The organism is Brevundimonas sp. GCM10030266, assembly GCF_042666595.1.
In the GTDB taxonomy this organism is placed as follows: Bacteria; Pseudomonadota; Alphaproteobacteria; order Caulobacterales; family Caulobacteraceae; genus Brevundimonas.
The window spans coordinates 62597-87884 of record NZ_JBHTCY010000001.1; the positions used below are offsets into that span (position 1 = coordinate 62597).

General features: G+C 67.3%; 26 protein-coding genes. 14 read left to right on the top strand and 12 right to left on the bottom strand.

Annotated elements, in window-relative coordinates; all coding sequences use genetic code 11:
• Window positions 1–58 precede the first annotated feature (58 nt).
• The 3 genes from ACFQQC_RS00440 (at window position 59) to ACFQQC_RS00450 (ending at window position 2474) form a co-directional block, all read left to right on the top strand.
• Entirely contained in the window at window positions 59–1228 is a 1170-nt protein-coding gene (locus ACFQQC_RS00440) for a serine hydrolase domain-containing protein (RefSeq protein WP_376858626.1), read from the top strand.
• Window positions 1229–1279: 51 nt separating this feature from the next.
• Window positions 1280–2041: an extensin family protein gene (locus ACFQQC_RS00445; protein WP_376858628.1), complete on the top strand. Its 762-nt coding sequence runs from the start codon at window positions 1280–1282 to the stop codon at window positions 2039–2041.
• A gap of 229 nt (window positions 2042–2270) precedes the next feature.
• The gene (locus tag ACFQQC_RS00450) at window positions 2271–2474 is read left to right on the top strand and encodes a cold-shock protein (RefSeq protein ID WP_376858629.1); all 204 of its coding nucleotides are present in this window, start codon (window positions 2271–2273) and stop codon (window positions 2472–2474) included.
• A 164-nt stretch (window positions 2475–2638) separates the two neighbouring features.
• Here the strand turns inward: ACFQQC_RS00450 and ACFQQC_RS00455 are convergent, their stop codons facing one another.
• Window positions 2639–3313, bottom strand: coding sequence for a hypothetical protein (locus tag ACFQQC_RS00455; protein WP_376858631.1), 675 nt, complete (start codon window positions 3311–3313; stop codon window positions 2639–2641).
• 333 nt (window positions 3314–3646) lie between these two features.
• On the opposite strand from ACFQQC_RS00455, the gene ACFQQC_RS00460 reads away from it, so the two are divergent.
• Together ACFQQC_RS00460 and ACFQQC_RS00465 are read left to right on the top strand one after the other, a co-directional pair.
• The gene (locus ACFQQC_RS00460) at window positions 3647–3985 is read left to right on the top strand and encodes a type II toxin-antitoxin system RelE/ParE family toxin (RefSeq protein ID WP_376858633.1); all 339 of its coding nucleotides are present in this window, start codon (window positions 3647–3649) and stop codon (window positions 3983–3985) included.
• An 11-nt stretch (window positions 3986–3996) separates the two neighbouring features.
• On the top strand, window positions 3997–4293 hold the full coding sequence (locus tag ACFQQC_RS00465) for a helix-turn-helix domain-containing protein (RefSeq protein WP_376858635.1): 297 nt from the start codon (window positions 3997–3999) through the stop codon (window positions 4291–4293).
• Between the two features lie 57 nt (window positions 4294–4350).
• On the opposite strand, the gene ACFQQC_RS00470 is transcribed toward ACFQQC_RS00465, so the two are convergent.
• From ACFQQC_RS00470 to ACFQQC_RS00480, 3 genes are all read right to left on the bottom strand, one after another.
• Window positions 4351–6009, bottom strand: a complete 1659-nt coding sequence (locus ACFQQC_RS00470) for an AIPR family protein (protein WP_376858637.1) — start codon at window positions 6007–6009, stop codon at window positions 4351–4353.
• A gap of 90 nt (window positions 6010–6099) precedes the next feature.
• Complete coding sequence (uvrB, locus tag ACFQQC_RS00475) at window positions 6100–8445, bottom strand: excinuclease ABC subunit UvrB (RefSeq protein ID WP_376858639.1); 2346 nt, start codon at window positions 8443–8445, stop codon at window positions 6100–6102.
• Window positions 8446–8538: 93 nt separating this feature from the next.
• A complete protein-coding gene (locus tag ACFQQC_RS00480; RefSeq protein ID WP_376858641.1) occupies window positions 8539–9447 on the bottom strand; it encodes a hypothetical protein in 909 nt (302 codons plus the stop codon).
• 126 nt (window positions 9448–9573) lie between these two features.
• On the opposite strand from ACFQQC_RS00480, the gene ACFQQC_RS00485 reads away from it, so the two are divergent.
• The 4 genes from ACFQQC_RS00485 to ACFQQC_RS00500 all read left to right on the top strand — a co-directional run bounded on the left by ACFQQC_RS00485 (window position 9574) and on the right by ACFQQC_RS00500 (window position 11980).
• Window positions 9574–10083 carry a methylated-DNA--[protein]-cysteine S-methyltransferase gene (locus ACFQQC_RS00485; RefSeq protein ID WP_376858643.1) on the top strand — a complete coding sequence of 170 codons (510 nt, stop codon included), beginning with the start codon at window positions 9574–9576 and terminating at the stop codon, window positions 10081–10083.
• A gap of 62 nt (window positions 10084–10145) precedes the next feature.
• The gene (locus ACFQQC_RS00490) at window positions 10146–10844 is read left to right on the top strand and encodes a hypothetical protein (protein ID WP_376858645.1); all 699 of its coding nucleotides are present in this window, start codon (window positions 10146–10148) and stop codon (window positions 10842–10844) included.
• Entirely contained in the window at window positions 10837–11046 is a 210-nt protein-coding gene (locus ACFQQC_RS00495) for a helix-turn-helix transcriptional regulator (RefSeq protein WP_376858647.1), read from the top strand. Before ACFQQC_RS00490 ends, ACFQQC_RS00495 begins: the two co-directional genes overlap by 8 nt.
• Before the next feature lie 109 nt (window positions 11047–11155).
• On the top strand, window positions 11156–11980 hold the full coding sequence (locus ACFQQC_RS00500) for a sulfite exporter TauE/SafE family protein (RefSeq protein ID WP_376858649.1): 825 nt from the start codon (window positions 11156–11158) through the stop codon (window positions 11978–11980).
• 65 nt (window positions 11981–12045) lie between these two features.
• Here ACFQQC_RS00500 and ACFQQC_RS00505 read toward each other — a convergent pair whose 3' ends face one another.
• Both ACFQQC_RS00505 and ACFQQC_RS00510 read right to left on the bottom strand, forming a co-directional pair.
• Window positions 12046–12555: a TIGR02281 family clan AA aspartic protease gene (locus ACFQQC_RS00505; RefSeq protein ID WP_376858651.1), complete on the bottom strand. Its 510-nt coding sequence runs from the start codon at window positions 12553–12555 to the stop codon at window positions 12046–12048.
• Window positions 12556–12667: 112 nt separating this feature from the next.
• A complete protein-coding gene (locus ACFQQC_RS00510) occupies window positions 12668–12898 on the bottom strand; it encodes a DUF1289 domain-containing protein (protein WP_376858653.1) in 231 nt (76 codons plus the stop codon).
• A gap of 154 nt (window positions 12899–13052) precedes the next feature.
• Here ACFQQC_RS00510 and ACFQQC_RS00515 point away from each other — a divergent pair, with 154 nt between their 5' ends.
• Both ACFQQC_RS00515 and ACFQQC_RS00520 read left to right on the top strand, forming a co-directional pair.
• Window positions 13053–13211: a hypothetical protein gene (locus ACFQQC_RS00515; RefSeq protein WP_376858655.1), complete on the top strand. Its 159-nt coding sequence runs from the start codon at window positions 13053–13055 to the stop codon at window positions 13209–13211.
• 209 nt (window positions 13212–13420) lie between these two features.
• Entirely contained in the window at window positions 13421–14218 is a 798-nt protein-coding gene (locus ACFQQC_RS00520; protein ID WP_376858657.1) for a crotonase/enoyl-CoA hydratase family protein, read from the top strand.
• Here ACFQQC_RS00520 and ACFQQC_RS00525 read toward each other — a convergent pair.
• Window positions 14205–15359, bottom strand: a complete 1155-nt coding sequence (locus ACFQQC_RS00525; RefSeq protein ID WP_376858659.1) for an MFS transporter — start codon at window positions 15357–15359, stop codon at window positions 14205–14207. The two genes, ACFQQC_RS00520 and ACFQQC_RS00525, sit on opposite strands and share 14 nt — an antisense overlap.
• Window positions 15360–15412: 53 nt before the next feature.
• Between ACFQQC_RS00525 and ACFQQC_RS00530 the strand changes: the two genes are divergently transcribed.
• Window positions 15413–16282 (top strand): LysR substrate-binding domain-containing protein, encoded by an 870-nt coding sequence (locus ACFQQC_RS00530; RefSeq protein ID WP_376858661.1) that lies wholly within the window; start codon window positions 15413–15415, stop codon window positions 16280–16282.
• A gap of 13 nt (window positions 16283–16295) precedes the next feature.
• Here ACFQQC_RS00530 and ACFQQC_RS00535 read toward each other — a convergent pair whose 3' ends face one another.
• The 3 genes from ACFQQC_RS00535 to ACFQQC_RS00545 are packed head-to-tail and all read right to left on the bottom strand — an operon-like array spanning window position 16296 to window position 19260.
• Window positions 16296–17309 (bottom strand): HlyD family secretion protein, encoded by a 1014-nt coding sequence (locus ACFQQC_RS00535; protein ID WP_376858663.1) that lies wholly within the window; start codon window positions 17307–17309, stop codon window positions 16296–16298.
• Window positions 17310–17335: 26 nt separating this feature from the next.
• Complete coding sequence (locus tag ACFQQC_RS00540) at window positions 17336–18091, bottom strand: ABC transporter ATP-binding protein (RefSeq protein ID WP_376858665.1); 756 nt, start codon at window positions 18089–18091, stop codon at window positions 17336–17338.
• Complete coding sequence (locus ACFQQC_RS00545) at window positions 18088–19260, bottom strand: ABC transporter permease (RefSeq protein WP_376858667.1); 1173 nt, start codon at window positions 19258–19260, stop codon at window positions 18088–18090. The genes ACFQQC_RS00540 and ACFQQC_RS00545 overlap by 4 nt, the downstream gene beginning before the upstream one ends.
• Window positions 19261–19449: 189 nt before the next feature.
• Here ACFQQC_RS00545 and ACFQQC_RS00550 point away from each other — a divergent pair, with 189 nt between their 5' ends.
• On the top strand, window positions 19450–21543 hold the full coding sequence (locus ACFQQC_RS00550) for a S46 family peptidase (protein ID WP_376858669.1): 2094 nt from the start codon (window positions 19450–19452) through the stop codon (window positions 21541–21543).
• 172 nt (window positions 21544–21715) lie between these two features.
• Window positions 21716–23788, top strand: a complete 2073-nt coding sequence (locus ACFQQC_RS00555) for a S46 family peptidase (RefSeq protein WP_376858670.1) — start codon at window positions 21716–21718, stop codon at window positions 23786–23788.
• A gap of 165 nt (window positions 23789–23953) precedes the next feature.
• Here the strand turns inward: ACFQQC_RS00555 and pgsA are convergent, their stop codons facing one another.
• Both pgsA and ACFQQC_RS00565 read right to left on the bottom strand, forming a co-directional pair.
• Window positions 23954–24589, bottom strand: coding sequence for a CDP-diacylglycerol--glycerol-3-phosphate 3-phosphatidyltransferase (gene pgsA / locus ACFQQC_RS00560; RefSeq protein ID WP_376858672.1), 636 nt, complete (start codon window positions 24587–24589; stop codon window positions 23954–23956).
• A gap of 69 nt (window positions 24590–24658) precedes the next feature.
• Window positions 24659–25282, bottom strand: a complete 624-nt coding sequence (locus ACFQQC_RS00565; protein ID WP_376858674.1) for a carbonic anhydrase — start codon at window positions 25280–25282, stop codon at window positions 24659–24661.
• Window positions 25283–25288 lie beyond the last annotated feature (6 nt).

A 25288-nucleotide genomic window follows, 5' to 3' on the forward strand; every position in this document is an offset into this window, starting at 1 on the left:
TAACGTGTAGCCGACCGTCGATACGGCTAAGCCTGACGCCTCGCACAGGAGACCCCGGATGATCGCTTCCCGCCGCCGCCTGCTGACCGGCCTCGCCGCCGTCCCCGTCGCGGGCGCCCTGCCCCGCCTGTCCCACGCCCAAACCCCCGACCAGACCCCCACGCCGACTCCGCAGCCGCGCCCCGCCGCCGACGCCGCGCTGGATGAGGTCTTCGCCAGCGCCGCCCCGCCCGCCGTGGCCGCCGGCATCCTCGGCGCCGACGGAGTGATCTGGTCCGGGGTGCGCGGCGTGCGCCGCCAAGGCGAGCCCGACCTCGCCACCCTCGACGACCGCTGGCACCTGGGCTCCAACACCAAGGCCATGACCGCCGCCGTGCTGGCCCGGCTGATCGAGCAAGGCCGCGCCCGCTGGGCCATGCCCCTGTCCGAGGCCTTCCCCGGCCTGACGATAGACAGCGGCTGGGACGGCCTGACCCTCGATGATTTCCTGCACCACCGCGCCGGCCTGCTGGACGGGCCGGTCATCAACCGCGACTGGCTGGTCGCCTCGCGCGCCGACGCCCGCCCCCTGCCCGAGCAGCGCCGCGCCCTCGTCGAACGCGTCCTGGCCGCCCCGCCCGCGGGCCCGCGCGGCGCCTTCGCCTATGGCAACGCCAACTACATCCTCGTCGGCGCGGCCATCGAGCGGATCACCGGCCAGCCGTGGGAAGAGGTCATGCGGGCCGAGCTCTACACGCCGCTGAACCTGGCCACCGCCGGCTTCGGCCCGCCGCCCGGCCGGGACGCCCCCTGGGCCCACCGCCTGATCGGCGAAGCCCGCACCGCCATCCCGCCCGAGCATCCCGGCGCCGACAATCCCCTGGCCCTCGGCCCGGCGGGCACCGCCCACATGAGCCTGCCCGACTACGGCCGCTTCATCAGCGCCGTGATGGGCGGCGCCCCCGGCTGGCTCAGCGCCGACAGCCTGACGCGCCTGATCACCCCGCCCGCCGGATCGCCGCCGCCCTATGCCTGCGGCTGGGGCGTGCGCGAGCAGCCGTGGGGCGGCGTCGGCGGGCCCGGCCCGGTCATCGGCCACGACGGCTCCAACACCATGTGGCACTGCACGGTCGCCGCCGCCCCGCAGCGCAAGCGCGCGATCATCGTCCTGACCAACGACGGCCCCAGCGGCCGCGCCGCCTGTCAGGCCCTGTCGGCGAAGCTGGTTCCCATCGCCTTCGCCGCCTGAGGGCCGATCGGCCCTTGCCCGCGCCGCCGGGGCGGTTAACCCTGTCCCGGCATGAAGCGCGACTTCGCCGATTTCTGGAACCTGCTTTGGGAGGCCGCGCTGGGCGTCTGCGCGGCCTTCGCCCTGCTCAACGCCTTCGCCCCGCACCAGGACCTGCCCTGGAAGCCGCTGGACCTGAACCACCCGATTGGTCAGGCCACCGCCGCCAAGGTCAGCGATTTCGAAGTCACCCGCGCCTCCGCCCCGGAGGAGGTGACCGCCGTCACCGAGGCCTGCATGCGCACCCTGCGAGAGGCGGGGGTGCAGGTCGAACGCGCCGACGACCGCGACGACGGCGGCTTCTGCGTCGTCCAGGGCGCCGTGCGCCTGACGGGCGGCGACATAACGCCGCTGTCTCCGGGCGGTCTGGTCATGCAGTGCCCGCTGGCGGTCCGCTACGTCATCTGGGACCGGCAGGTCCTCCAGCCGGCCGCGCAGGAGATCCTCGGCTCCCCTGTCGCGCGAGTGGAGAACTACGGCTCCTACGCCTGTCGCCGCATCTACAACTCCGACCAGGCCGACGCCCGGCCGAGCGAGCACGCCCGCGCCAACGCCCTCGATATCGCCGCCGTGACACTGGAGGACGGCCGCACCGTCTCCATCGTCAACGACTGGAACGGACAGGGGCCGGAGGCCGAGCCGAGGGCCCGTTTCCTGCGCCGTCTCAGGGACGGGGCCTGCCGTGTCTTCTCGACCGTTCTGACCCCGGACTATAACGCGGCCCACCGCGACCACCTGCACGTCGACGGGGCCTCGCGCGGGCTTTGCCGTTAGGGAAGGAAAGCGACACGGTAAAGCTTCGCTTACCCTGTTCGCCTTGCGAGTGAATCGCTTTGCTGTTGACCGGCGCTGTTTTGCGGGTGAGAACTTCGCCCGCAGTCCGGATTTCACGCGGTCTCCATCCCCGCGTAGCGCTCCTTCTACCGAACGAGCTTGTCCAGATGGGCTGACGGACGACCCCGCCGGGGCGTCCGCCTGGAAAGCGCGTTTACGGAGACGCATTATGGCGACCGGCACGGTCAAGTGGTTCAACCCGACGAAGGGTTTCGGTTTCATCCAGCCTGATGGCGGCGGTCAGGACGTCTTCGTCCACATCACCGCTGTTCAAAAGGCCGGCCTCGCGGGCCTGGATGAGAACGCCAAGGTCGAATACGAGCTGGAATCCCAGCGCGGCAAGACCTCGGCCGTGGACCTGAAGATCCTCTAAGGATCGACACCCACGTCGAAGAATACGGGCGCGGAGGCTTCGGCTTCCGCGCCTTTCTTTTTGGGCCGCGATCAGAAGGCTCCGCCTTCTCGACCCGACGCGGCCGCGCGTTTTCTTTTGCCTGACAGGGTTGGCGCCTCTCACCGAAAAATCGCGAAACCCTGTCATCCCGACACTCCCTGACCCTTATCCACCTCGGCCTGCACCGCGCGGCGGCGGATGAGGTCGTCCTTGAGGGTGGCGTAGGGCTCGGGCAGGTCGCGCCCGGCGAACAGGTCTTCGGCAAGATTGAGGGCGCGTTCGCGGATGAAGAGCTGCATCTGCTGATAGCGGAACTCGGCGCTCTCCTCGGCGTCGGCCACATCCGCGTCCGCCCAGTCGAGGATGGCGTCCAGCCGGGCGATCTCGGCGGCGGCGCGGGCCAGCCGCAGGGCGTTCAGCCCCTCCCCCGTCTTCAGCGCCGACATGGCCCCGGCCAGCGCCTTGCGCGCCAGATCCTGCGGCCGGATGGTCAGGGGCGCGCGCCAGTGCGCCAGCACCTCGGCCTCGCGCGCGGCCTCCGGGTCCATCGGGACGGCGTCGGGCGATGAGGGTTCAACGCCGGGACCGACCCCGGCCTGTCGGGCGATGGCCCGCGCCCCCGGCGGGATCAGCCAGGGGGTGACGCGCGCGGCGAAGGCCGCCTTGGTCCAGCCCTCGCGCCCGGCGCGCCGCCGGATCGAGGTCTCCGACACCCCGAACCGCGCCGCCACCGCCGGCGCCGACATCCCCGACAGATAGGCGCCCCGGATCAGCCCCCAGGTCTCCGGACTGGCCGTCACATACCGTGTGCGCGGCAACCGCCGCCGCCGTGAAGTTTCCTGCATCGTCGCCTCCCCGAATGTTCAGCCTCCGACGCGCGGAGTCTGACACGCCGGTGCGTCGAATTTGGTCGTAGGGGCGAGATGGCAGGGTTTGGTGGGCGGGTTTGGCAGGGAGGGAGGGTGTCGGGAGTGGTGGGCGAAGACAGATATTTGTTCTTGATTTGTTCGATTTTCGCCACCTACAGTCAGCCTAGGGCACCGCGTTGCGTTTCGTATCTTTTATAGTACAATCATTCCTGCTCTGTCGGAGAGCGTCGAACCTGTGAGCGAGGGGAATGGTAATGAACACGATCCGAAAGGTCGGGGGATATGTACGTTGTCCACTTCTACAGAACGCCAACCGGCAATCCCGTCATTCAGGAGTGGCTGCGCGACTTCGATAAGCCGGATCGGGCGATCCTTGGCTTCGACCTCAAACGGATCCAGTTCGGGTTTCCGATGGGGCTTCCGCTTTGCCGCTCTCTCGGAGACGGCCTTTGGGAAGTCCGCTCGACCCTGACCGACCGTCGCGAGGCGCGGATGATCTTCTTCCATGACCGGGCGAACCGCTCGCTGGTCGTGGTTCACGGCTTCATCAAGAAGTCGCAGAAGACGCCAAAGGCCGAGATCGACATCGCCCTGCGCCGCATGAAGGAACGCAGCCTCTAGAGAGGCCGCCCATGACAGACCCCAAGTTCCGCGATCCCTCGGACCTCGACACCCTGGACGCCTTCCTCGACGAAGAGGGCATCCGCGAGGAGGTCACCCTGCGCGCGATCAAGAGCGTCATCGCGCTCCAGCTCCGCCAGGCGATGAAGGACCGCAACCTGACCCTCTCCGCCATGGCCGCCGAAATGGACACCAGCCGCGCCCAGTTGAACCGGGTGCTGGACCCGGACGCGGCCAATGTGACGCTGGAAACGCTCAGCCGCGCCGCGAAAGTGGTGGGGCGGGGGTTGAAGGTGGAACTGGTTTAGTGAGGTTTTGGAAAAGAGCGCGCGTCTCCCCTTCTGCCTCATCATTCGAATAGCGGCTCAGGCCATAACCCCGAGAAGCTCAAGTTGTTTGTCCTGATTTTTGAATACGTTGCCAGGATATGCGTCTGAGAAACGTCCGTTAATTTCAAAAATCAACTTTGGGAGTGCCTCATCGATCAACTTCTGAATCTGAGCATCTGACGTCACCTCCCCTGTCCTCATTTTCTCGAAAACGAAGTACAGAAGGAAACGGTTTCCATGAACCGCCACTAACCGATCACGGCCTGACATATTAGCTGCATGCTTCGCGAGATGATCATCAACCAAGCGCATGATCTTAACTTTGCGCCACAGGTCTTGAGCTGTGGTGGAGGCGTTGAATAGCTTTACATACGGCTCCTTTTTTGGATTCTCCCACAAGCCGCTGATGTACCTCTTCGAGGCTACCGCCAAGCGAAGTTCGCCTGACGAACAAGCAGCCGCGATAGTGGCCGCGCGGATATCGAACCCGTGGTCACGAGGAGGTTCGCTATCACCACGTCGAAATGAGTATGTCAGACTCTGTTGGGCCGCCTCTTTACGAAGGCGTTCTTGGTTGGGATCTGCGGCGACAAAATCTACCGGGTTCAGATCGTTTTGCGTATTATTGGCGTTAGTGACGCTGGTGGCGAAATCTTCGGGCGTATCCTTTAGAGAAATGATTCGGATCGGCACTCGCGCATCATCCAGCGCTGCGCCAGCTTTCCGAGTACGCAATAGAGTTCCAATGGTCTGTGCACCATTGATGACGCTAATCCGTTTGATTTCAAAGACACCGCTTTCCGTTCGAGCACCCCCCATTGGGGTTTTTGCAAAAGTCTCGCAAATCGCAGTCACACCGTTGTTGAAATACCAAAAGTGACTGGGCTCAGATTCAGCAGTGGAGAAGATTGAATCGTTCACTTCTGACTTCTCAATCGTGAACCTCAAGTTCTCCGCAAACAACTTATTACCGTGCTTCTCGTGCCAATCCGCAAGATCATCAGCAGCTATAGTTCCATAAACAGCCTCATATGGACTCTGAATTTTCCCCCAATGCGACAGAAGAGCGGAAACATCTATATTAGCAGGCCGAGCCTGATACCTCGCAGCAATAGCGCCGTGAGATAAATCAAACTCTATAAATTCAATAAAATCTGGATTGTATTTATTCTGATCAGAAATAAATTTCTTCAACTGCGCGTTGATGTGTTTTGATAGAGGCTCCGCACTAGTATGAGCAAAAATCATAACGACACGCGTCTCAATGTCCGTCAGAGATTTTTCTATATCGGACTGAAATCTATGTAGATTTGCGTTAAGTGGCGACCAGTCTAAATTTAGAACGGACTTCACGCCGTCCCGGAACCTAGTCACTTCAGCGAGGTCAATGCCGCCAGCCGGATTTTGTTTAAATTTACTTTGTACGAAATAGATTCTTTTCGAAGCTTGATCGACGAATACGGCGTCTATTCCGTCGTCATCGCCACCGTCCGTAATAGAGTTTGCAGCATCTTCAGGGGACACTCCAGTGTGCGCGAGCAACGAAAGCGCTGCGTAACCCCTAGTGCGAAAAAACGGTTCTTGATGATCCGCAGACTTGGACGAAACATCGCCCATATCGATTTTACCATCGAAGATTTCGTGCAGTCGGGCAGCGATCTGCTGAACTGTCAGTTGAGCGGGGGAGTTGGTCATTGTAGCTGCGAATCGTTGACGACGGCATCACGATGCACGTGGAGGTGGCCGTTGAGAAGCGAATGCTCGCTGAGGTGATAGCCCGCCCCCTCACCGCCCCTTCCGGAACGCCTCCGCCTTCTCCGCCGCAGCCTCGGCCCGCCAGCGTTTCGGCGCCGACTTGTCGACCTCTTCCCCCGCCCCGGTCAGGGCTTCGTTGGCGAACTCGAGGTCGAGGAGCTTCATCTTCTTGATCTCGTCGCGCAGGCGGGCGGCTTCCTCGAACTCGAGGTTGGCGGCGGCGTTGCGCATGCGGCCTTCCAGGTCCTTGAGGGCGGCCTGGAAGTTGGAGCCGATGAAGGGTTTGGCCTCCTCGGCCACGCCCGGGCGGGTCAGGCGGTCCATCTCGCGGGTCTCATAGGGCGAGGCCATGATCTCCTTGATGTCGCGCTTGACCGATTCCGGCGTGATGCCGTGTTCGGCGTTGTAGGCCTCCTGCTTCTCGCGCCGGCGGTTGGTCTCGGCGATGGCGCGCTCCATCGAGCCGGTCATGCGGTCGGCGTAGAGGATGACGCGGCCGTCCACGTTCCGGGCGGCGCGGCCGATGGTCTGGATCAGGCTGGTTTCGGAGCGCAGGAAGCCCTCCTTGTCGGCGTCGAGGATGGCGACCAGACCGCACTCGGGAATGTCGAGGCCCTCGCGCAGCAGGTTGATGCCGATCAGGACGTCGAATGAGCCCAGACGCAGGTCGCGCAGGATCTCGATGCGTTCGAGGGTGTCGACGTCGGAGTGCATGTAGCGGACGCGGATGCCCTGCTCATGCATGTATTCGGTCAGGTCCTCGGCCATCTTCTTGGTCAGGGTGGTGACGAGGGAGCGGTAGCCCTTCGCCGTGGTCTGGCGGACCTCGTCGATGACGTCGTCGACCTGGTTGCGGGTGGCGCCGGAGACGGGGCGGATCTCGACCGGGGGGTCGATCAGGCCGGTGGGGCGGATGACCTGTTCGGTGAAGACGCCGCCGGTCTGGGCCAGCTCCCACTGGCCGGGGGTGGCGCTGACGTGGACGGTCTGGGGCCGCATGGCGTCCCATTCGTCGAACTTCAGCGGGCGGTTGTCGATGCAGGAGGGCAGGCGGAAGCCGTACTCGGCCAGGGTCGATTTGCGGCGGTAGTCGCCGCGGTACATGGCGCCGATCTGGCCGATGGTGACGTGGCTCTCGTCCACGAACAGCAGGGCGTTGTCGGGGATGTATTCGAAGAAGGTGGGCGGCGGCTCGCCGGGGGCGCGGCCGGTCAGCCAGCGGCTGTAGTTCTCGATGCCGGCGCAGGAGCCGGTGGCCTCCATCATCTCCAGATCGAAGCGCACGCGCTGTTCGAGACGCTGGGCCTCCAGCAGCTTGCCGTTCTCGACCATCCAGTCGAGCGTCTCCTTCAGCTCGGCCTTGATGCCGGTCATGGCCTGGTTCAGCGACGGGCGCGGGGTGACGTAGTGGCTGGCGGCGTAGACGGTGATCTCTTCGAGGTCAGCGGTCTTCTTGCCGGTCAGGGGGTCGAACTCCTGGATGGATTCCAGCTCGTCCCCGAACAGCTGGATGCGCCAGGCGCGGTCCTCCATGTGGACGGGGAAGATCTCGAGGGTGTCGCCCCGCTTGCGGAACATGCCGCGCTCGAAATGCAGGTCGTTGCGCTTGTACTGCAGCGCAATCAGGTCAGCCCGCAGCTTGGCCTCGTCGATCTGGTCCCCGACCTTCAGGGTAAAGGTCATGGCCGTATAGGTCTCGACCGAGCCGATGCCGTAGATGCAGCTGACCGAGGCGACGACGATGACGTCGTCCCGCTCCAGGATCGCCCGCGTCGCCGAGTGGCGCATCCGGTCGATCTGCTCGTTTATGGACGAGTCTTTTTCGATGTAAGTATCTGATTTCGGAACATAAGCTTCCGGCTGGTAGTAGTCGTAGTACGAGACGAAATACTCGACCGCATTGTCCGGGAAGAAGCTCTTGAACTCGGAATAGAGCTGGGCCGCGAGGGTCTTGTTGTGGGCGAGGATCAGGGCCGGGCGCTGGGTCTGTTCGATGACCTTGGCCATGGTGAAGGTCTTGCCCGAGCCGGTGACGCCCAGCAGCACCTGATCGCGGTCGCCCTCCTCCGCCTGTTCGACCAGTTCGGCGATGGCGGCGGGCTGGTCGCCGGCGGGGGTGTATTTCGTCTCCAGCCGGAAGGGGACGCGCTTCTTGTCGCCGGGCCGGTCCGGGCGGTGCGGGACCCAGTCGGCGGGCTTGCCGGGCGCTTCCTCGGGCGTCAGGCGGGGGCCGGAGACAGGCGCGAACATGGGCATGCGCGAGCCGCCCGCGCCGACGGGACCGTCCTGGATGAAGGGGGCCTGCGCCTCCTGCATGCCCGGAGAGTGGACAGGCTTGGGCGTGCCTTGCGGGGTCGGACGGGTGGAACGGGCCATGAACGCAATCTAGTCAGCGGAAGGGGCGCGCGCCAGTGACGCACGCCCCTTCGAGGTTCGCCTGCTGACAGCAGGTTGGCAGCAGCGCGAGGCTTATCGGCGGATGCGGGCGCGGGTCTCCAGATCGCTGATCCGGCGCTCCAGATAGGTGCGGTCATCCGACGACGGCTGGATGCGGCTGTAGGCGGCCTCCAGACGGGTCAGGTCGCCGAGTTCGACGCGGATCTGGGCCTGAACGGAGCTGCTGAGGCCCGAGGACGACAGGGCGCGCTCGACGTTGGTCAGGCGGGTGCGGTTGTCGAGATAGCCGCTGTTGCCGCCGCCGGGGCCGTCTCCGACACGGGCGTCCAGGGCGTCGAGGCGGCTGTCGAGATCGTCGCGCTCGGTGGAGGTCAGGCGGCCGTCGCGCAGGTAGTTGGCCTCGACCCGGATCAGATCCTGATAGTCGGTCTTCAGCCGGGTGCCCTGGGTGCGGGTCAGGCGGCGGGCGCTGACGGCGGCGTCGACGCGGGCCTCGAAGTCGCGGCGACCATCGGCGACGCTGCTGCGGCCCGAGGAATAGTCCGAGCCGCCGGCTTCAACGCGCTGGGAAAACTCACGGTACTGGGCGACCAGATCGGCGCGCTCCTGCGTCGTGACGCGGCCGTCAGCGGTGTAGCGGGCCTCGAGATCGACGAGATCCTGGTATTCATTGCGCAGGCGGTTGGCCTCGCTGCTGGACAGGCGGCCCGAGCGGACGTCGGTGTCGAGCCGGGTCTGGAACTGGGCGCTCTGGTTGGACAGGGGCCGACGACCGCGGCTCCATTCGGATTCCAGCGAGGTCGAGACGCCCAGCCGGTCGCCGAACAGGGCGCCGAGGATGGCGCCGAAGGCGTCCTGCTGCTGGGTCGACTGCGGCTGCTGTTGGGTGGAGCCGTAGGGCGTCTGGGCCATGGCCAGCGGGGCGGCGGCCAGCACGACGGCGCCGGCGGCGATAGCGGAAAGATGTTTGGCGGAAGGCATCGGGTCATCTCCGACCGTTGTTCGGGTCGGGAGAACGACGGCGCCGGAGGATGGTTGCCTTACGCCGTCGGGGTGAAGGTCCGAAAGCCGCGAGCCTTTCGCGCGAAGTCGGGGCAGGATGCGGGGATGATCCTGACCGTCTCCACCCTGCCCTCCCCCGTCGGCCCGCTGGCGCTCGCCTGCGATGCGGAGGGGCGGCTGCGCGGGGTGTCGTTCGGCGAGGGGCTGGAGCGCTGCATGCGGCGCGAGTATCCGGGCGCGATGCTGGTCGAGGGCGGGACGCCGGAGGCGTTGCGGACGGGGCTGGAAGCCTATTTCGGCGGCGATCAGGCGGCGCTGCACCGCGTCCCCTGGTCGCTGGAGGGCGCCGTGGCCGCCGAGGGCTTCCAAGCGCGGGTCTGGCGGGCGCTGGCGGAGATCCCGGCGGGCCAGACCATCAGCTACGGCGAGATGGCCAGACGCGCGGGCGAACCGGGCGCGGCGCAGGCGGCGGGCGTGGCCCTGAACCGCAATCCGATCGCCGTGGTCCTGCCCTGCCACCGCGTCGTCGGAGCGGACGGCGCCATGGTCGGCTTCGGCGGCGGGCTGGAGCGCAAGACCTGGCTGCTGAGACACGAAGGCGCCCTGCTGCTCTGACCGCTTGACTCATGTAACCCACAGGTGACATGTAACCCGTAGGTGACACGAGAGGCAGGGCCATGCGGACGAGAAGCGCAGCGGAGATCGAAAGACAGCGGGCACTCCGGTTCAACATCGCAGCGATCCTGCTGGTGCTGGGCGTGCTGATCGCCGCCACCTCGATGTACCTCAGAGACAATGCCGCGCCTGACCAGCTGACGCTGCTGGCTGTGACAACCTTCGCAGGCATCGCCATGATCTTCATCGGGCTGGGCGGACTGTTCGCCTTCCGTCGCGACCTGGCCGAACAGGTTCGCGACGGCGAGGGCAGCTATCGCGACCGCGTGCAACGCCATTGGGTCGGCGCCCTGGCCGTCCTTCCGGCCGGAACGCTGGGCCTGACACTGGTCGCCATGATCCGCGCAGAGGAGTGGCTGAGCGGCGAGGACACGAGCTTGAGCGGGGTCCTCCTGGCCGGGGTGGCCGTGGTGCACCTGCTGATCATTCCCCTGATGCTGATGGGGTGGGACGGCGGCTACCGGAAGATGAAGCGCCTGCTCGATGACGAACTGACCCGAGCGTATCGCGCCAGCGCCATCACCTGCGCCTTCTGGGTGCTGCTGGTCGGAATCGCGGGAGCCTATCTGCTGGGGCTCTGGAACGCGGACGCGGCCGTCATCGCGATGCCGCTGGTCCTGTGGGTCGCGGCGACGACGGCGGCGCTGCGTTTCGCGCAACTGCACCGCCGGGCGGAGCGGGAGATGGGCGCCGATGACTGAGGCTCGCCTCGGCTCTCGCCTCAAAGAAGTTCGACAGGCGGCGGGCCTGACGCAGGCGGAGCTGGCCGAGAAGGCCGGGGTGTCGCGCAAGACCATCAACACCGTCGAGAACGGGGTCTTCACCCCCTCCACCATCCTGGCGCTCAGCCTCGCGCGGGCGCTGGATGTGAAGGTCGAGGATCTGTTCTGGCTGGCGGACTGAAGGCAGAAGCAGAAGGATCGCACGCGTTGGCGAAGAGCGCAGCCTCCCTATTGCCTACTGCCTATCTGCCTGCTGCCTTTCCCCGCCCGAGCCGCTACACCCCCTCCCCATGACCGCCCTCCCCCTGTCCGAAATCCTGATCCTGCTGGCTGCGCTGGTCGCGGCGGGCTTGGCCGGAGGCTTGGTGGCGGGGCTATTCGGCGTCGGCGGGGGCACGGTGATCGTGCCTGTGCTGTTCTATGCCTTCGAGGTGCTGGGCGTCGGAGGCGAGAGCAATCTTCACGTCGCGGTGGGCACCTCGCTGGCGACCATCGTGGCGACCTCGTTGCGGTCGCTGAAAGCCCACCGCAGCCACGGCGCGGTTGATGAGGCGGTGCTGAAAAGCTGGACGCCCTGGGTCGGGATCGGCGGACTGATCGGCGCGGCCATCGCCGGCGTGGCCTCGATGGAAGGACTGGCGATCGTCTATGGTGTCTGTCTGGCCCTGATCGGTCTGCAGCTCGGCCTGCTGCCGGAGCGCTTCACCCTGGCGAAAGATCTGCCGACAGGATGGATGCGTCGGGTCGTCGGGTCGGTGATCGGCGGACTGTCGGCCATGATGGGGATCGGCGGCGGCAGCTTCGGCGGACTGGTGATGACCCTGTGCGGACGGCCGATCCATCAGGCGGTGGCGACGGCCTCGGGCTTCGGCGTGGCCATCGGCGGGGCGGCGGCGCTGGGCTTTCTGGTGTTCGGCTGGGACGCCGCCGGACGGCCGCCGTTCTCGATCGGCTACATCAACATCCCGGCCGCCATCATCATGGGCGTGCTGACCACCGCCGTCGCGCCCTGGGGCGCCAAGCTGGCGCACCGGCTGGACAAGCGCGTCCTGCGCCGGGTTTTCGCCCTGTACATGATCGGCACGGCGCTGTCGGTGGTGGTGAAGGCGTTGTGAGGGAGCGGGCAGTAGGGTCGCAGACGGCTGGCGGAGGACGCGATCGTCCTACTGCCTATTGCCTTCTACGGATTCAGCGTCAGCGCCGCCGGGGTCGCGGTGAAACCGGACAGGCGACCAAGGTAGCTCATGCCCAGCAGGGAGTGGGGCAGGCCTTCGGCGACCACCAGAGCCTCCACCGCCTCGACCTGCGCGCCGGACACCGAGACAGACTGCAACTGCACGGGCGCGGCGCGAACGGGGCCGGACGCCGTCACCAGCCGGGCGTCGAAATTCTCGGGCGTCAGCCCCAGGCCTAGCCGGACCGCGTCTTCCTTCGTCAGGACCATGACGCTGGCGCCGGTGTCGACCATGGCGCGGATGGTGCGACCATGAATCCGGACATCGGCCCAGTAGTGGCCGTCGGACGCCTTGAGCACCCGGGCGGGACCACCCGTGGCGGGCGCGCTGATCGCGACGGTCTCGGCGGCGCGCGCCTCGCTTCGCAGCCCGGCCTGATCCATCCACCACAGGACGGTCAGGGACGAGGCGACGGCGAGCCCGACGACACCGAGCGAAGACAGGTTGAAACGCATCGACACACGCATCCGCGACAGCCACCGCGTCCTGCGGCGTCCGTTTTCTGTCGCACAGGGCCGATTGGGATGCGGTGAAGGAGGATGGTGGACGAAATCTGAATCCGCGGCGTCAGGCCGGCCCCAGCTTCGCCGGGTCGATGCGGGAGCGCCGCGACGGCAGCTCGGTCATGATCTCCGCGCGCCGGTCGTCGGACAGGGCGCTCCAGCCGCCGATCTCCTGCAAGGTGCGGTAGCAGCCGAGGCAGAGCCCCGTCGGACCATCAACGATGCAGACCTTGACGCACGGCGTCACGACCGGTCGCGGAGGTTGTCGGGCGGCGTCAGAAGCGGTTGATGACATCTGGATAAAATATGGTCCGCTACCGGAGTAAAAAGGATTGCAATTCGCATCAAGCTACGCTACATGGATCATGACGCGAAACGACTATGACGGTGAGACCCCCGATCAGCACGACGTGTCTCTTTTCATCGTTCAACGAAAGGAGACATCACAGATGAACGATAAGGACCGTAACCTTCAGCACGCCATGATGAGCTTTGCGCTCTGGGGCGGCATGCTGGTGAACACGAAGAACACCAATGGAGCGGGCGATCGCGTGATCAGCCACCCCTCCAACTTCGTGCCGATCAAGATCGACAGGGCGCGCCGGTAAGGCGAGACCCGGATTCGAAGAACACAGAACCCCGGGCCGCAAGGTCCGGGGTTTTTGCTTGCCAGAAGGGCGCTACCGCTCGCGACGCGGTCGCTCGCTGCTTGAGCGAATGGCGAGTGGCAGGTTTGCGCCTTGGGCGGGCGCGGGCCAGAAGAGAGTTGAGATCACCTCGCCCCCTCGAACCTCGAACCTCGAACCTCCTCCCTTCCATGACCCTGATCCACATTGAACGTCGCGGCCCGATCGAGCTCTGGACGCTGGACCGCGCGGACCGGCTGAACGCCCTGCCCGATCCCGGCGACGGCGCCGCCTTCGCCCGCGCCTGCGAGGCGGTGAACGCCGACCGCGCGGTGCGCTGCGTGGTCCTGACCGGGGCCGGGCGCGCCTTTTCGGCGGGCGGCGACCTGAAGGCCATGCGCGACAGGGCGGGCGCCTTCGCCGGCGCCGGCGCGGACATTCGCGAAGGCTACCGCCGCGAGGTTCAGCTGATCGTGCGCGCCCTCTACGGGCTGGAGGTTCCGCTGGTGACGGCGGTGAACGGGCCGGCGATGGGGCTGGGCGGCGACATCGCCGGACTGGCCGACATCCGCATCGCCTCCGAACAGGCCACGTTCGGCGCGCCCTTCCTGCGGCTGGGCATACTACCGGGCGATGGCGGGGCTTGGCTGCTGCCGCGCAACGTCGGCTATGCCCGGGCCGCCGAGATGCTGTTCACCGGCCGCACGGTGGACGCGCGCACGGCGCTGGAGTGGGGGCTGGTCAACCGGGTGGTCCCGGCCGACGCCCTGATGGAGGAGGCGATGAAGACGGCGGGCGAGATCGCCGCCCAGGCACCGCATGCGCTGCGCATGACCAAGGCCCTGTTGCGTCAGGGCCGCGACGCCACCTTCGACCAGATCCTGGAAATGACCGCCGCCATGCAGGCCCTCGCCCACCTGACCGAGGACCATGCCGAGGGCGTGGCCGCCGTGCTGGAGAAGCGGACGCCGGAGTTCAGGGGGCGCTGACCGGGCGCAGGCCCAAGGTCAGGGCGAAGACGCCCAGACAGATCAGGCTGGACAGGGCGAGCGCCACGAGGGGAGACACCCCGATCGCCAGCGCATAGGCCGCTGGCGCGACGGCCTGCAGATAGCGGGCGGGGGTCAGCACCAGCGCCTGCCGCACGGCGTAGCGCTCCGGCCCGAAGACGTGCAGCGGCAGCACGCCCGAGGCCACGGACAGCAGGCCGTTGCCGAGCCCCTGCCCTACCGCCAGCAGGGGCGCCAGACGCGCGCCGCCGAGAACGGCGAGCGCCGCGCCCATCGGATGGAACAGGGCCGCGACGCGAACGGTCAGCACCGGATGCGAGCGATGCAGGACCAGCAGGTCGAACAGGCGCGCGGCGACCGCGCTGGCCGCCGTCAGTCCTGCCGCCCAGGCCGCATGGACCGGGCTGAGACCCAGATCGCCGAGCAAGCGCGGCAGATGAGCCCCCATGGCGGTCGAGACCATCCAGCCCCCGGCGAAGACGCCCGCGATCTGGACCATCCGGCGGTCCCACAGGATCGGCTGCGACGGGGCCGCCTTCGAACTGGAAGGCGATGCCCGATAGCCGGGCAGGAGCAGGGCTGTCAGCGGCAGACAGACCAGCAGGTGAGCCGCCGCCCAGACCAGACAGGCCGCGCGCCAGTCGGCGGCTTCGATCACCGACCGGCTGATCGGCCACCCCAGCCCGCCGCCGAGCGCGCCCAGCAGGGACACGGCGGTGATCGACCGCCGGGCCGCCGCGCCGTGGATCTGGACCAGCAGGGCGAAGGCCGTGCCGTACATGCCGATGGACATGCCGAGCCCCAGCAGGGCCACGCCGATCAGCAGGACCAGGGCTGAAGGCGCCAGCCCCATGAGCAGCAGCGCGCCGGTAAAGGCGACATGCGCCGCGCCGAGCACACGCCGCCCGCCCCGCCTCTCGATCCAGCGCCCGCCAAACGGGGTGAGCACCGCCGAGATCAGGAAGGCGACGGACAGGGCGGTGAAGACAGCGGCGGGCGGCAGGTCGAAACTGCGCGCCATCGGCTCTCCCAGCACACCCAGCAGATAGTAGCTGGAGGCGAAGGCGACCATCTGGCCGAGGCCGAGAACGGGAACGACGAAGTAGGCGCGGAGGGACATGGCGCTGGATCGCGGGATTGCCCGTCCGGTGAAAGCGACATATCTGCTGAAGCATGTTCGAAAACCTCACACCCCGGACCGGCCTGCCGTCGCTGAACGGTCTGCGGGCGTTCGAGGCGATGGGGCGCACCGGCAGCGCCACCCGCGCGGCGCAGGAGCTGAACGTCACCCACAGCGCGGTCAGCCGACAGGTGAAGGCGCTGGAGGCGGCGCTGGGCGTGCGCCTGTTCGAGGGGCCGAAGCATCAGCTGCGCCTGACGGAACGGGGGCGGACCCTGTTGGCCGGGCTGACCGAGGGGTTCGATGCGCTGGCCGCCGCGGTGGGGCGGGTGCGGGAGCGGCGCGAACTGCGGCTGGCCGTGCACCCCAGTCTGGCGGTCAAATGGCTGGTGCCCCGGCTGGCCGATCTGGAGACGCGCCATCCGGAAATCGTGCTGCATGTGACCGAACTGGAGAACCGCGCCCTGCGCCAGCGCGGCGCCGATCTGGCGCTGCGGCATGTCGACGGCGCGATGCGCGACACGCCGGGGCTGGAGGTGCTGGCGGAGAACCGGATCGGGCTGGTCTGCGCGCCCGACCTGTCAGACTCGCTGGCGACGGCGGCCCGGTTGACCACCCGGACGCGCGAGATCGCCTGGACGGAGTGGAGCGCGCTCAGCGGCCATGCGCCGCCCGGCGGTCGCAACCGGGTGCTGCCGCATCAGCATGTGGTGCTGGACGCCGCCCTCGCAGGCCTGGGCGCGGCGGTGCTGCCGTGGATGATCGTGGCGGACGATGTGGGCGCCGGGCGACTGGTCGCGCCCTTCGGCTTCATCCAGAGCGACGGCGCGCTGGCGCTGATCCGCAACGGCGGCGAGCCGGACAGCGCCGAGCGGACCCTGATCCGCTGGCTGAAGGATCAGGCGCGCGCGACCCACGCCTGATCCGTTTTCTCGATCACCCCTGGCGGGCGGGAGCCTGCATCGACCGGTTGGCGGGGACGCCGGTGCTGACGGTGCGCGGGGCGCCGGCGGTCTGGCCGGGCTTCATGAACTTGACCAGCACGCGCTGGCCGATCAGCAGGGGCGCGTCGCCGGCGGAGACCACCACCTCGACGACCCGCTCGTCCGAGCGTTGCGAGGGATCGTCCGACGCCAGCTTGCGGGCGCCGAAGACGGCGGCGCGGCGCATGACCGCTCCGATATAGACCTTGGACGGATCGCCTTCGGGGGTGATCTCGACGGCCTGGCCGTCGCGGATGTTCGGGATGTCGCTCTCGACGATCTCGGCACGGGCGATGCGCGGGGCGTCGGGCTCGAGGTCGAACATGTTCGACACGTTCAGGGTCGAGGCGCCCGCGCCCGGATTGGCGTAGCGGCGCACGATGCGGCCGTCGGCCGGCGAGCGGATGATGGTCAGTTCGACGTTATAGGCGGCCTGGTCGCGGCGGGCGCGGGCGGTCTGGACAGCGGCCTGCTGGGAGCCGAGACGGGCCTGGGCCTGGGCGATGGCGTCGCGGGCCTGATCCATGCGCTGGGCGGCGACGAAGTTGGTGGCGACCAGACCTTCCAGACGCTCGTACTCGCGCTGGGCGGTGCGGATGTCGACCTGGATCAGGCGCAGCTGGCTTTCGGCCGCGGCCAGATCGGCGTTGGCAGTCTGCAGCGACAGGCGAGGCTCATCGTCCTCCTGACGGGCCAGGATCTGGCCGGCGACGACACGGTCGCCTTCCTGCACCAGCACCTCACGGACGACGCCGCCGCGACGGGCCGCGATCTGGATAATGCCGCCCTCGATATCGATCTTGCCGTTGGCGATGGCCGCATAGGGGCTCTCGACCTTCTCGGCGTCGGCCTTCTCGTCGGCGGCCTTCTTGGCGGCCGCCTGTCCCTGCAGGAACAAGAATACGGCGACGACCAGGGCGATCGCGACCAGGCCGATCCAGAGCCATTTGTTCTTGAGGATGCGCATCGAAATTCTCGGTCCGGAAAGGGCGTTCAGTGCGACGCCAGGGCGGCGTCAGGATTGGGGGTGCGGCGTTCGTCGCTGATAATGACGCCGTCCTCGATGTGGATGACCCGGTCGGCCCAGGCCTCGAGGCGGGGATCGTGGGTCACGCAGATGACCGCGGCGCCGTGTTCGGTGGCGGCGCGACGCAGCAGGCGGATGACCACCTGACCGTTCTCGCCGTCCAGCGCCGAGGTCGGTTCGTCGGCGAAGAGGATGTGCGGATCCTTGGCCAGGGCGCGGGCGATGGCGACGCGCTGCTTCTCGCCGCCGGACAGGGCGGTCGGACGCTGGTGCAAGCGGTGGCCGAGGCCGACCTCCTCCAGCGCCAGCTGGGCGCGCTTCTTCGCATCGCCCTTGGACAACCCCTGGAACTTCAGCACGATCTCGACCTGCTGCAGGGCCGACAGGGCCGGGAACAGGTTGAAGCCCTGGAAGATGAAGCCGCAGTGGTCGAGGCGGAATTTATCGATCTGGCCGGAGGAGAAGCTCCACAGGTCATCGACGTCCAGCGCATCGACACGGCCCTTCTCGGGACGCAGCAGGCCGGACAGGGCCGCGATCAGGGTCGACTTGCCCGAGCCCGACGGTCCCATGACCATGGTCAGGTCGCCGTGACGGGCGTCGAAATCCACGCCCTTGAGCACCTCGACATAGCTCTTGCCGGACTTGAACCTCTTGATCAGGCCCTTGGCCTCGATCGCGAAATCGCCGTGCTTTCCGTGAACCTTGGTGTGGCCGGTCATCGCAGCAGGTCCGCCGGTTGGCTGTTCTTGAGGATGCCGAGCGACAGCAGGCCCGACAGCATGGCGATCAGGATCAGGCCGCCGCCGACGATAATCAGCAACATCGGCGGCAGGGCGATGATCACCGCATTGGCCAGCGCCAGCAGGGACACCAGCCAGGTCAGGAAGATCGCCGCGACCACGCCGACACAGCCGACCCAGAAGCTGAGCTCCATGACGATGCGGCGCAGGCTGCCCATGCCGACGCCCAGCGCGCGCAGGGAGGCGAACTCCTTGATGTTGGCCATGATGGCGCCGCGCAGGGTCTGCCATGTGATGGCCACGCCGATGATGGTGCCCAGCACCACGCAGCCGCCGATGATGATGACGAGAATGCCTTCCTCAAACATGGCGCCGGCGTTGGCGTCGGCCAGTTGCTGGCGGGTCCAGGCCTTCCACTGACCGTCGCCCTGGACGTTCAGTTCCTCGGCCACGCGCTCGGCTTGCGACGGGTCGCTCAGCTTGATCATCAGCGGACCGACGCGCGGCCCGGTGGATGTCTGGCCGAGCATCCGCAAACTGTCGCGCGACATGACAACCGAGGCCTGCATCATGTTCGGATAACCGCGGGTGATGCCGACCACAGTCACTGTCGATCCGTTGAACATGGCTTTCTCGCCAAGCTTCACGCCCAACTTTGGCAGGGCGGTCTCGTCAACGGCGACGGTGAAGGGCTGCCGCAGGGCATCGACCAACTCAGGTGAGTAGTCCGTAGGAATAGTCACTGCGCCTGGCGTGGTGTCGATGATCTGGACGGAGACCTGCTCCTGACGCGGCGCCCCTTGTCGGGCCCGCTCCGCCTGCGACATGGTCGGGTCATAGTTCTTGACCGACTGGAACTGGCCCCATCCCCGATCCAGTGGTTGAACCTCAACCACCGCCGGATTGCGATAGGCCAAGGGAATGAAGCGACGCGGCACGCCCGTCGATCCATTCATCAGGCTCTTGGCCCCGGGCTGCATGATGATGATGTCGGCGCTGGAGCGCTCGATGGTCGCGGTGAAGCCCTTGCCGATGCCGATGAAGACGCCGGTCATGGCCAGCACGAGCAGGCCCGAAAGGGCCAGCGCCATGACCGCGGCCATGTAGCGGCGCCACTCGTAGAGCAGGGTTGAGAGTGCAAGCGACATAGAGTGTGACGTTTCCCCGACGTTCCCCGCTATCTGACGATCCCTGCGGTTGTGGCCAAGTTAAATCGGGGTAAGGCGACCGGCGGTCAGGCAGAGACCTGTGCGGTAATCCGTGGACGACCGCGGAGGAGTGGCGCTAGTTATGCTGTAACAGGTCGGCGATCGGGATCGACCTGACGGAGAAAACCCATGCTGTTCCGCTCGCTGCGGTCCGCCGTACAGGCGACCGCCTCCATCATCGCCGTCGGCGGCGCCATGGCCATTATCGGCGCCCCGGACACCGCCAAGGCGGACGAGGGGATGTGGACCTATGACAACTTCCCCATCGCGACGGTGAACCAGCGCTATGGCACCCGCATCGACCAGCAGTGGCTGGACCGCGTGCGCAACGCCTCGGTCCGCATCCAGGGCTGCTCGGCTTCCTTCGTTTCGCCGGAAGGCCTGATCCTGACCAACTGGCACTGCGTCGTCGGCTGTTCCCAGGAGCTGTCGTCGCCGCAGGAAGATCTGGTCAAGAACGGCTTCCTGTCGGCGACCCGCGAGGAAGAGCGCCGCTGCCCCGGCCAGACCGCCGAGGTCCTGACCGAGATCGTCGACGTCACCGACCGCGTGCTGGCCGCCGGCGAGGGCCTGGAAGGGGCCGCCTTCAATGCCGCCCGTTCGGCCGAGATCAGCAAGATCCAGCAGGAAGCCTGCGCCGGCGACGCCAAGTTCAACTGCCAGGTCATCAGCTTCTACCGCGGCGGCAAATACGCCCTGTACAAGTTCCGCAAGTACGACGACGTCCGCCTCGTCTTCGCGCCGGAAAACCAGGCCGCCTTCTTCGGTGGCGACCCCGACAACTTCAACTTCCCGCGCTACGCGCTCGATGCCGCCTTCCTGCGCGCCTACGAGAACGGTCAGCCGGTCAACGTCGGCCCGAACCACCTGCGCTGGAACCCGAACGCCCCGGCGGAGGGCGATGTGACCTTCGTCTCGGGCAACCCCGGCTCGACCTCGCGCCTGCTGACCATGAGCCAGCTGGAGCGCCTGCGTGACCAGCAGCTGCCGGTAACCCTGATCCAGGCCTCGGAGCTGCGCGGCCGCCTGCTCGAGTACTCGCTGACCGGCGATGAGGCCAAGCGCGTGTCGTTCGACCCGATCTTCGGTCTCGAGAACAGCTTCAAGGTCTTCTACGGCCAGCAGGGCGCCCTGACCGACCCGGCCTTCATGGCCAAGAAGCGTGAGGAAGAAGCCGAACTGCGCGCCCGCGTCGCCGCCGATCCCGCGCTGGTCCAGCGCATCGGCGATCCGTGGGCCGATCTGGAGCGTGTGCAGTCGACCGCCCGCGACCTGTACCTGCCCTTCCGCCAGCTGGAGCAATCGGCCGGCGGCGGCTCGCAGCTGTACGCCTACGCCCGCGCCATCGTGCGCGCGTCGAAGAACACCAGCCTGACCGAGGCGCAGCGCACCCAGATGGCGACCGCGATCGCTGCCGAGACGCCGATCTACACCGACATGGAGGAAATCCGCCTCCGTTACTGGCTGTCGAAGACCCGTGAGTATCTGACGGTCGACAATCCGCAGGTGAAGGCGCTGCTGGGCCGCGAAAGCCCGGAAGCCCTGGCGGACCGCCTGATCTCGGGCACCAAGCTGGCCGACCCGGCCTTCCGCGCCCAGGCCCTGACCATGACGACCGAGCAACTGATCGCCGCCGATCCGCTGTTCGCCTTCGTGGCCGCCAACGATGACGCCGCCAAGGCCATCGGCGACCGCTGGAACGCCGAGGTCAACGCCCCGACCGCCCGCGCCGCCGAGAAGGTCGCCCAGGCCCGCTTCGCGGTCTACGGCACCAACCTGTACCCTGACGCCACCTTCAGCCTGCGCCTGTCCTACGGCCAGGTTCAGGGCTGGAGCTACCGCGGCGTGACCGTGCCGCCCTTCACCTACATGGGCGGCCTGTACGAGCGCGCCACCGGTTCGGAGCCGTTCAACGCCGCCCAGGCCTTCATCGACAACGAGGCCCGGGTGAACAAGGAGACGGTCTACGACTTCACCTCGACCAACGACATCATCGGCGGCAACTCGGGCTCGCCCGTGATCAACGCCAACGGTGAAGTCATCGGCACGGCCTTCGACGGCAACATCCACTCGCTGGGTGGGTCGTTCGGCTATGATCCGGAGCTGAACCGCACGGTGTCGGTCTCGACCGCCGCCGTCACCGAGGCCCTGCGCAACATCTACCCGAGCCCGCGCCTGCTGCAGGAACTCGGCGTGGACCAGCCGCAGCGTCGCCGCCGGTAAAGACTGAAGCCCTTCTCCCCCGGGGGAGAAGGTGGCTCGCGGAGCGAGACGGATGAGGGGGCAGGTTGACGCCTGTCCCCTTTTTCCGTTCTGGATGCCGTCAGAGCCCCCTCATCCGAGCCCTTCGGGCCCACCTTCTCCCCCGAGGGGAGAAGGAAGACTGGAGTTGAACATGCGCTACACCCCCGCCCTCGCCGCCGCCGTTCTGACCCTCGCCGCCGGCTCCGCCGCGAAGGCGGAGGAAGGCATGTGGACCTTCGACAACTTCCCGATCGCCCGCGCCAACCAGACGCTGGGCACGAACATCGATCAGGCCTGGCTGGACCGGGTGCGACTGTCGTCGGTGAAGTTCGGCGGCTGTTCGGCGGGTCTGGTCTCGGCCAGCGGGCTGGTGATGACCAACAACCACTGCGTCGCCACCTGCGTGGCCAATCTGTCGACGCAGGAGACCCACTACGCCGAGACCGGCTTCACCCCGCGCAGCCGCGAGGAGGAGCTGAAATGCCCGGGCGGCACGGCGGAAATCCTGACCGACATCAGCGACGTGACCGAGCGCATGCAGGCCGCCGGCGCCGGCCTGTCGGGTCAGGCCTTCACCCGCGCGCGTGACGCCGAGGCCAGCCGCATCGAGCAGGAGGCCTGCGGCGGGGCGACGGACAAGCGTTGTCAGGTCGTGACCCTGTACCGCGGCGGCCAGTTCAAGCTGTACACCTACAAGCGCTATTCCGACGTCCGTCTGGCCTGGGCGCCCGAAGATCGCGCGGCGACCTTCGGCGGCGATCTGGACAACTTCTCCTTCCCGCGCTTCGCCATCGATGCGGCCTTCATCCGCCTGTACGAGAACGGCGCCCCGGTGGAGACGCCGACCCACTTCAAATGGAACGCCGACCAGCCGGTCGAGGGCACGCCGGTTTTCGTCACCGGCAGCCCGGGCGCGACCCAGCGCCTGCTGACCCAGGACCAGCTGTTCAGCGTGCGTGATGTGGTCCTGCCGATGGACCAGTTGATCGCGTCCGAACTGCGCGGCCGCCTGATCCGCTACTCGGAAGAGGGCGAGCGTCAGGCCTTTGAGGCGATGGACCCGATCGTCTCGATCGAGAACACCTACAAGCGCGGGCTGGGCCGGATGCGCGCCCTGACCGACGCCAGCTTCATGGCCATGAAGGCCGAGCAGGAAGCCGACTTCCGCGGTCGCGCCGAGGCCGGCGTCGGCGCCGACAATCCCTGGACGACCCTGACCGGCGTGCAGCCGATCCTGCGCGAAAGCTATCCGGCCTACGCCCTGCTGGAAGGCACCACCGGCATCGGCACCACGCCGGTGGCGGGCGGCTCGCAACTGTTCCTCTGGGCGCGGACGCTGGTGCGCGGCGCGCAGGAGCGGGAGAAGCCATCGGCCGAGCGTCTGCCCGAGTTCGCCGACAGCCGTCTGGCCGGCGTGCAGAGCGGTCTGTTCGCCGAGCGCCCCGTCTATCCGGGTCTGGAGCAGGTCCGCATGGAATGGTGGCTGTCCAAGACCCGCGAGTGGCTGACGGTCGACAACGCCAACACCCGCGCCCTGCTGGGTCAGGAATCGCCGGAAGGCCTGTCGGCGCGCCTGATCGAGGGCACGACGCTCGCCGATCCGGCGGTGCGCCGCGCCCTGTGGGAAGGCGGTCTGGCGGCCATCGAGGCTTCGGATGATCCGCTGATCCAGTATCTGCTGCGCATCCAGGAGCCGACCCGCGCGGTCCGCGCCGCCTGGGAAGAGCAGGTTCAGGCCCCGACCGACCGCGCCTCGGAACGCCTCGCCGCCCTGCGCTTCCAGGCCTATGGCGACACCGTCTATCCGGACGCGACCAGCACCCTTCGCCTGACCTACGGCAAGATCGAGGGCACGGACGTGCCGGGCCAGCGCTTCGGCGCCTTCACCACCTTCAGCGGCCTGTGGGACCGCGCGACGGGCGCCGCGCCGTTCGATGTCGCGCCGAAGCTTCTGGCCGCGCGCGACCGCATCGACGGCTCGACCGTGCTGAACATGGCGGTGTCGTCCGACACCATCGGCGGCTCGTCGGGCTCGCCGGTCGTGACGGCGGCGGGCGAGATCGTGGGGGCGAATTTCGACTCCACCGTCCTGACCCAGCGCAACGCCTATGGCTACGACCGCAACGTCAACCGCTCGGTGATCGTGACCACCGGCGCGGTGACCACGGCCCTGCGCGATGTCTACGGTATGCAGCGGCTGGTGGACGAACTGGGGGTTCGCTGAGGCTCAAGTGGCGAGTGGCGAGTGGCGAGTTTTCGCCGCGTCGCCTGCCTTTGCTAAACAAGAAGCCCCGTCCGGTGATCCGGACGGGGCTTTTCATTGTGCGTTCAACAGCGGCTTCGGCACACTGGCCACTCGCCACTCGCCACTCGCCACCGCGGCAGCGGCCTACAGCTGGCTCATCTTCTGCTGGGCCTTCGAGAAATACTGCCAGCCGGTCCACAGGGTGACGATGGCGGCGATCCAGATCAGGACGTAGGCGAAGGTCTGGAAGTGGGGCTGCCATTCCAGCGGGAAGCCGAAGCCGTCCCACAGCAGGGCGATCTGGATGGTGGCCAGCGCCACCATCTGCAGCACCGTCTTCCACTTGGCCAGCAGGGTGACCGGCAGCTTGACCTTGCCCGCCACGGTCTCGCGCAGGGCCGAGACGGCGAACTCGCGGAACAGGATCAGGCCGCAGGGGATGGCGATCTCCGGCAGGGCGCCCCAGGCCAGCACGCCCAGGATGGCGCCGGTGACCAGCACCTTGTCGGCGATCGGATCAAGGATGGCGCCCCAGCGGGTCGTGGCGTGCCAGCGGCGGGCCAGGAAGCCGTCGACCCAGTCGGTCGAGGCAGCGACCACGAAGATGAAGAAGGCGGTCCGGCCGAAGCGGAACTGGTCGTCCGGCGACAGATACTCGGACAGGACCGGAATGCCCTGCGGCGCCGCGCCCGCCAGGATCAGGAACATCACCACCCCGGCCAGCAGGCGCAGGCCGGTCAGGATGTTGGGGATGGGATTGGCGTGAGGGTTGGGGGTCATCGCGGCCTTCCGAAACAGGACGTCCGGTGTGCCACGCTTCGCGGCGCGAGGCGAGGCGTCAGAACGCCCTCAGGTGAGGGGCTCGAACGGCCCCGGCCCCTTCAACGCGCGAAGCACGCCCTCGGCGATGCCGAAATGCAGGCCGATCAGCTTCAGCGTGCCTGCGGCCTCGCGCTCGGCGATCCACGGGAAGGTGCGCAGATTGTCCAGCGACAGGCGAACCACCGCCTCCTCCGCCGCCTGCCCCTGCTGTTCGGGCGCGACTTCCTCGCACACACGGCGCACGACGGGCGCCCCTTGAGCGACCCAGGGGGCGACGAAGTCCTGCACATTATCGGGCGCGCCGTGGATCATGGCGTTCACCCCGCCGCAGAAGGCATGGCCCATGACGACGATGCGCGAGACGTTCAGCACCTTCACGCCGAACTCCAGCGCCGCCGAGACGCCGTGCAGATGGCCATCCGGCTCGTAGGGCGGCACAAGGTTGGCGACGTTGCGCACCACGAACAACTGGCCCGGGGCGGCGTCGAAGATCAGGGCCGGATCGGCGCGGCTGTCCGAACAGGCCACGATCAGGGTGTGCGGCTGCTGCCCCTTGGCCAGCGCCTCATACTCGGCCCGGGCCTCGGGCCAGCGGTCGGCGCGGAAACGGCGGTAGCCGGCGGCCAGTTCATTCTCGGGTGACTCGCTCATGGAAGC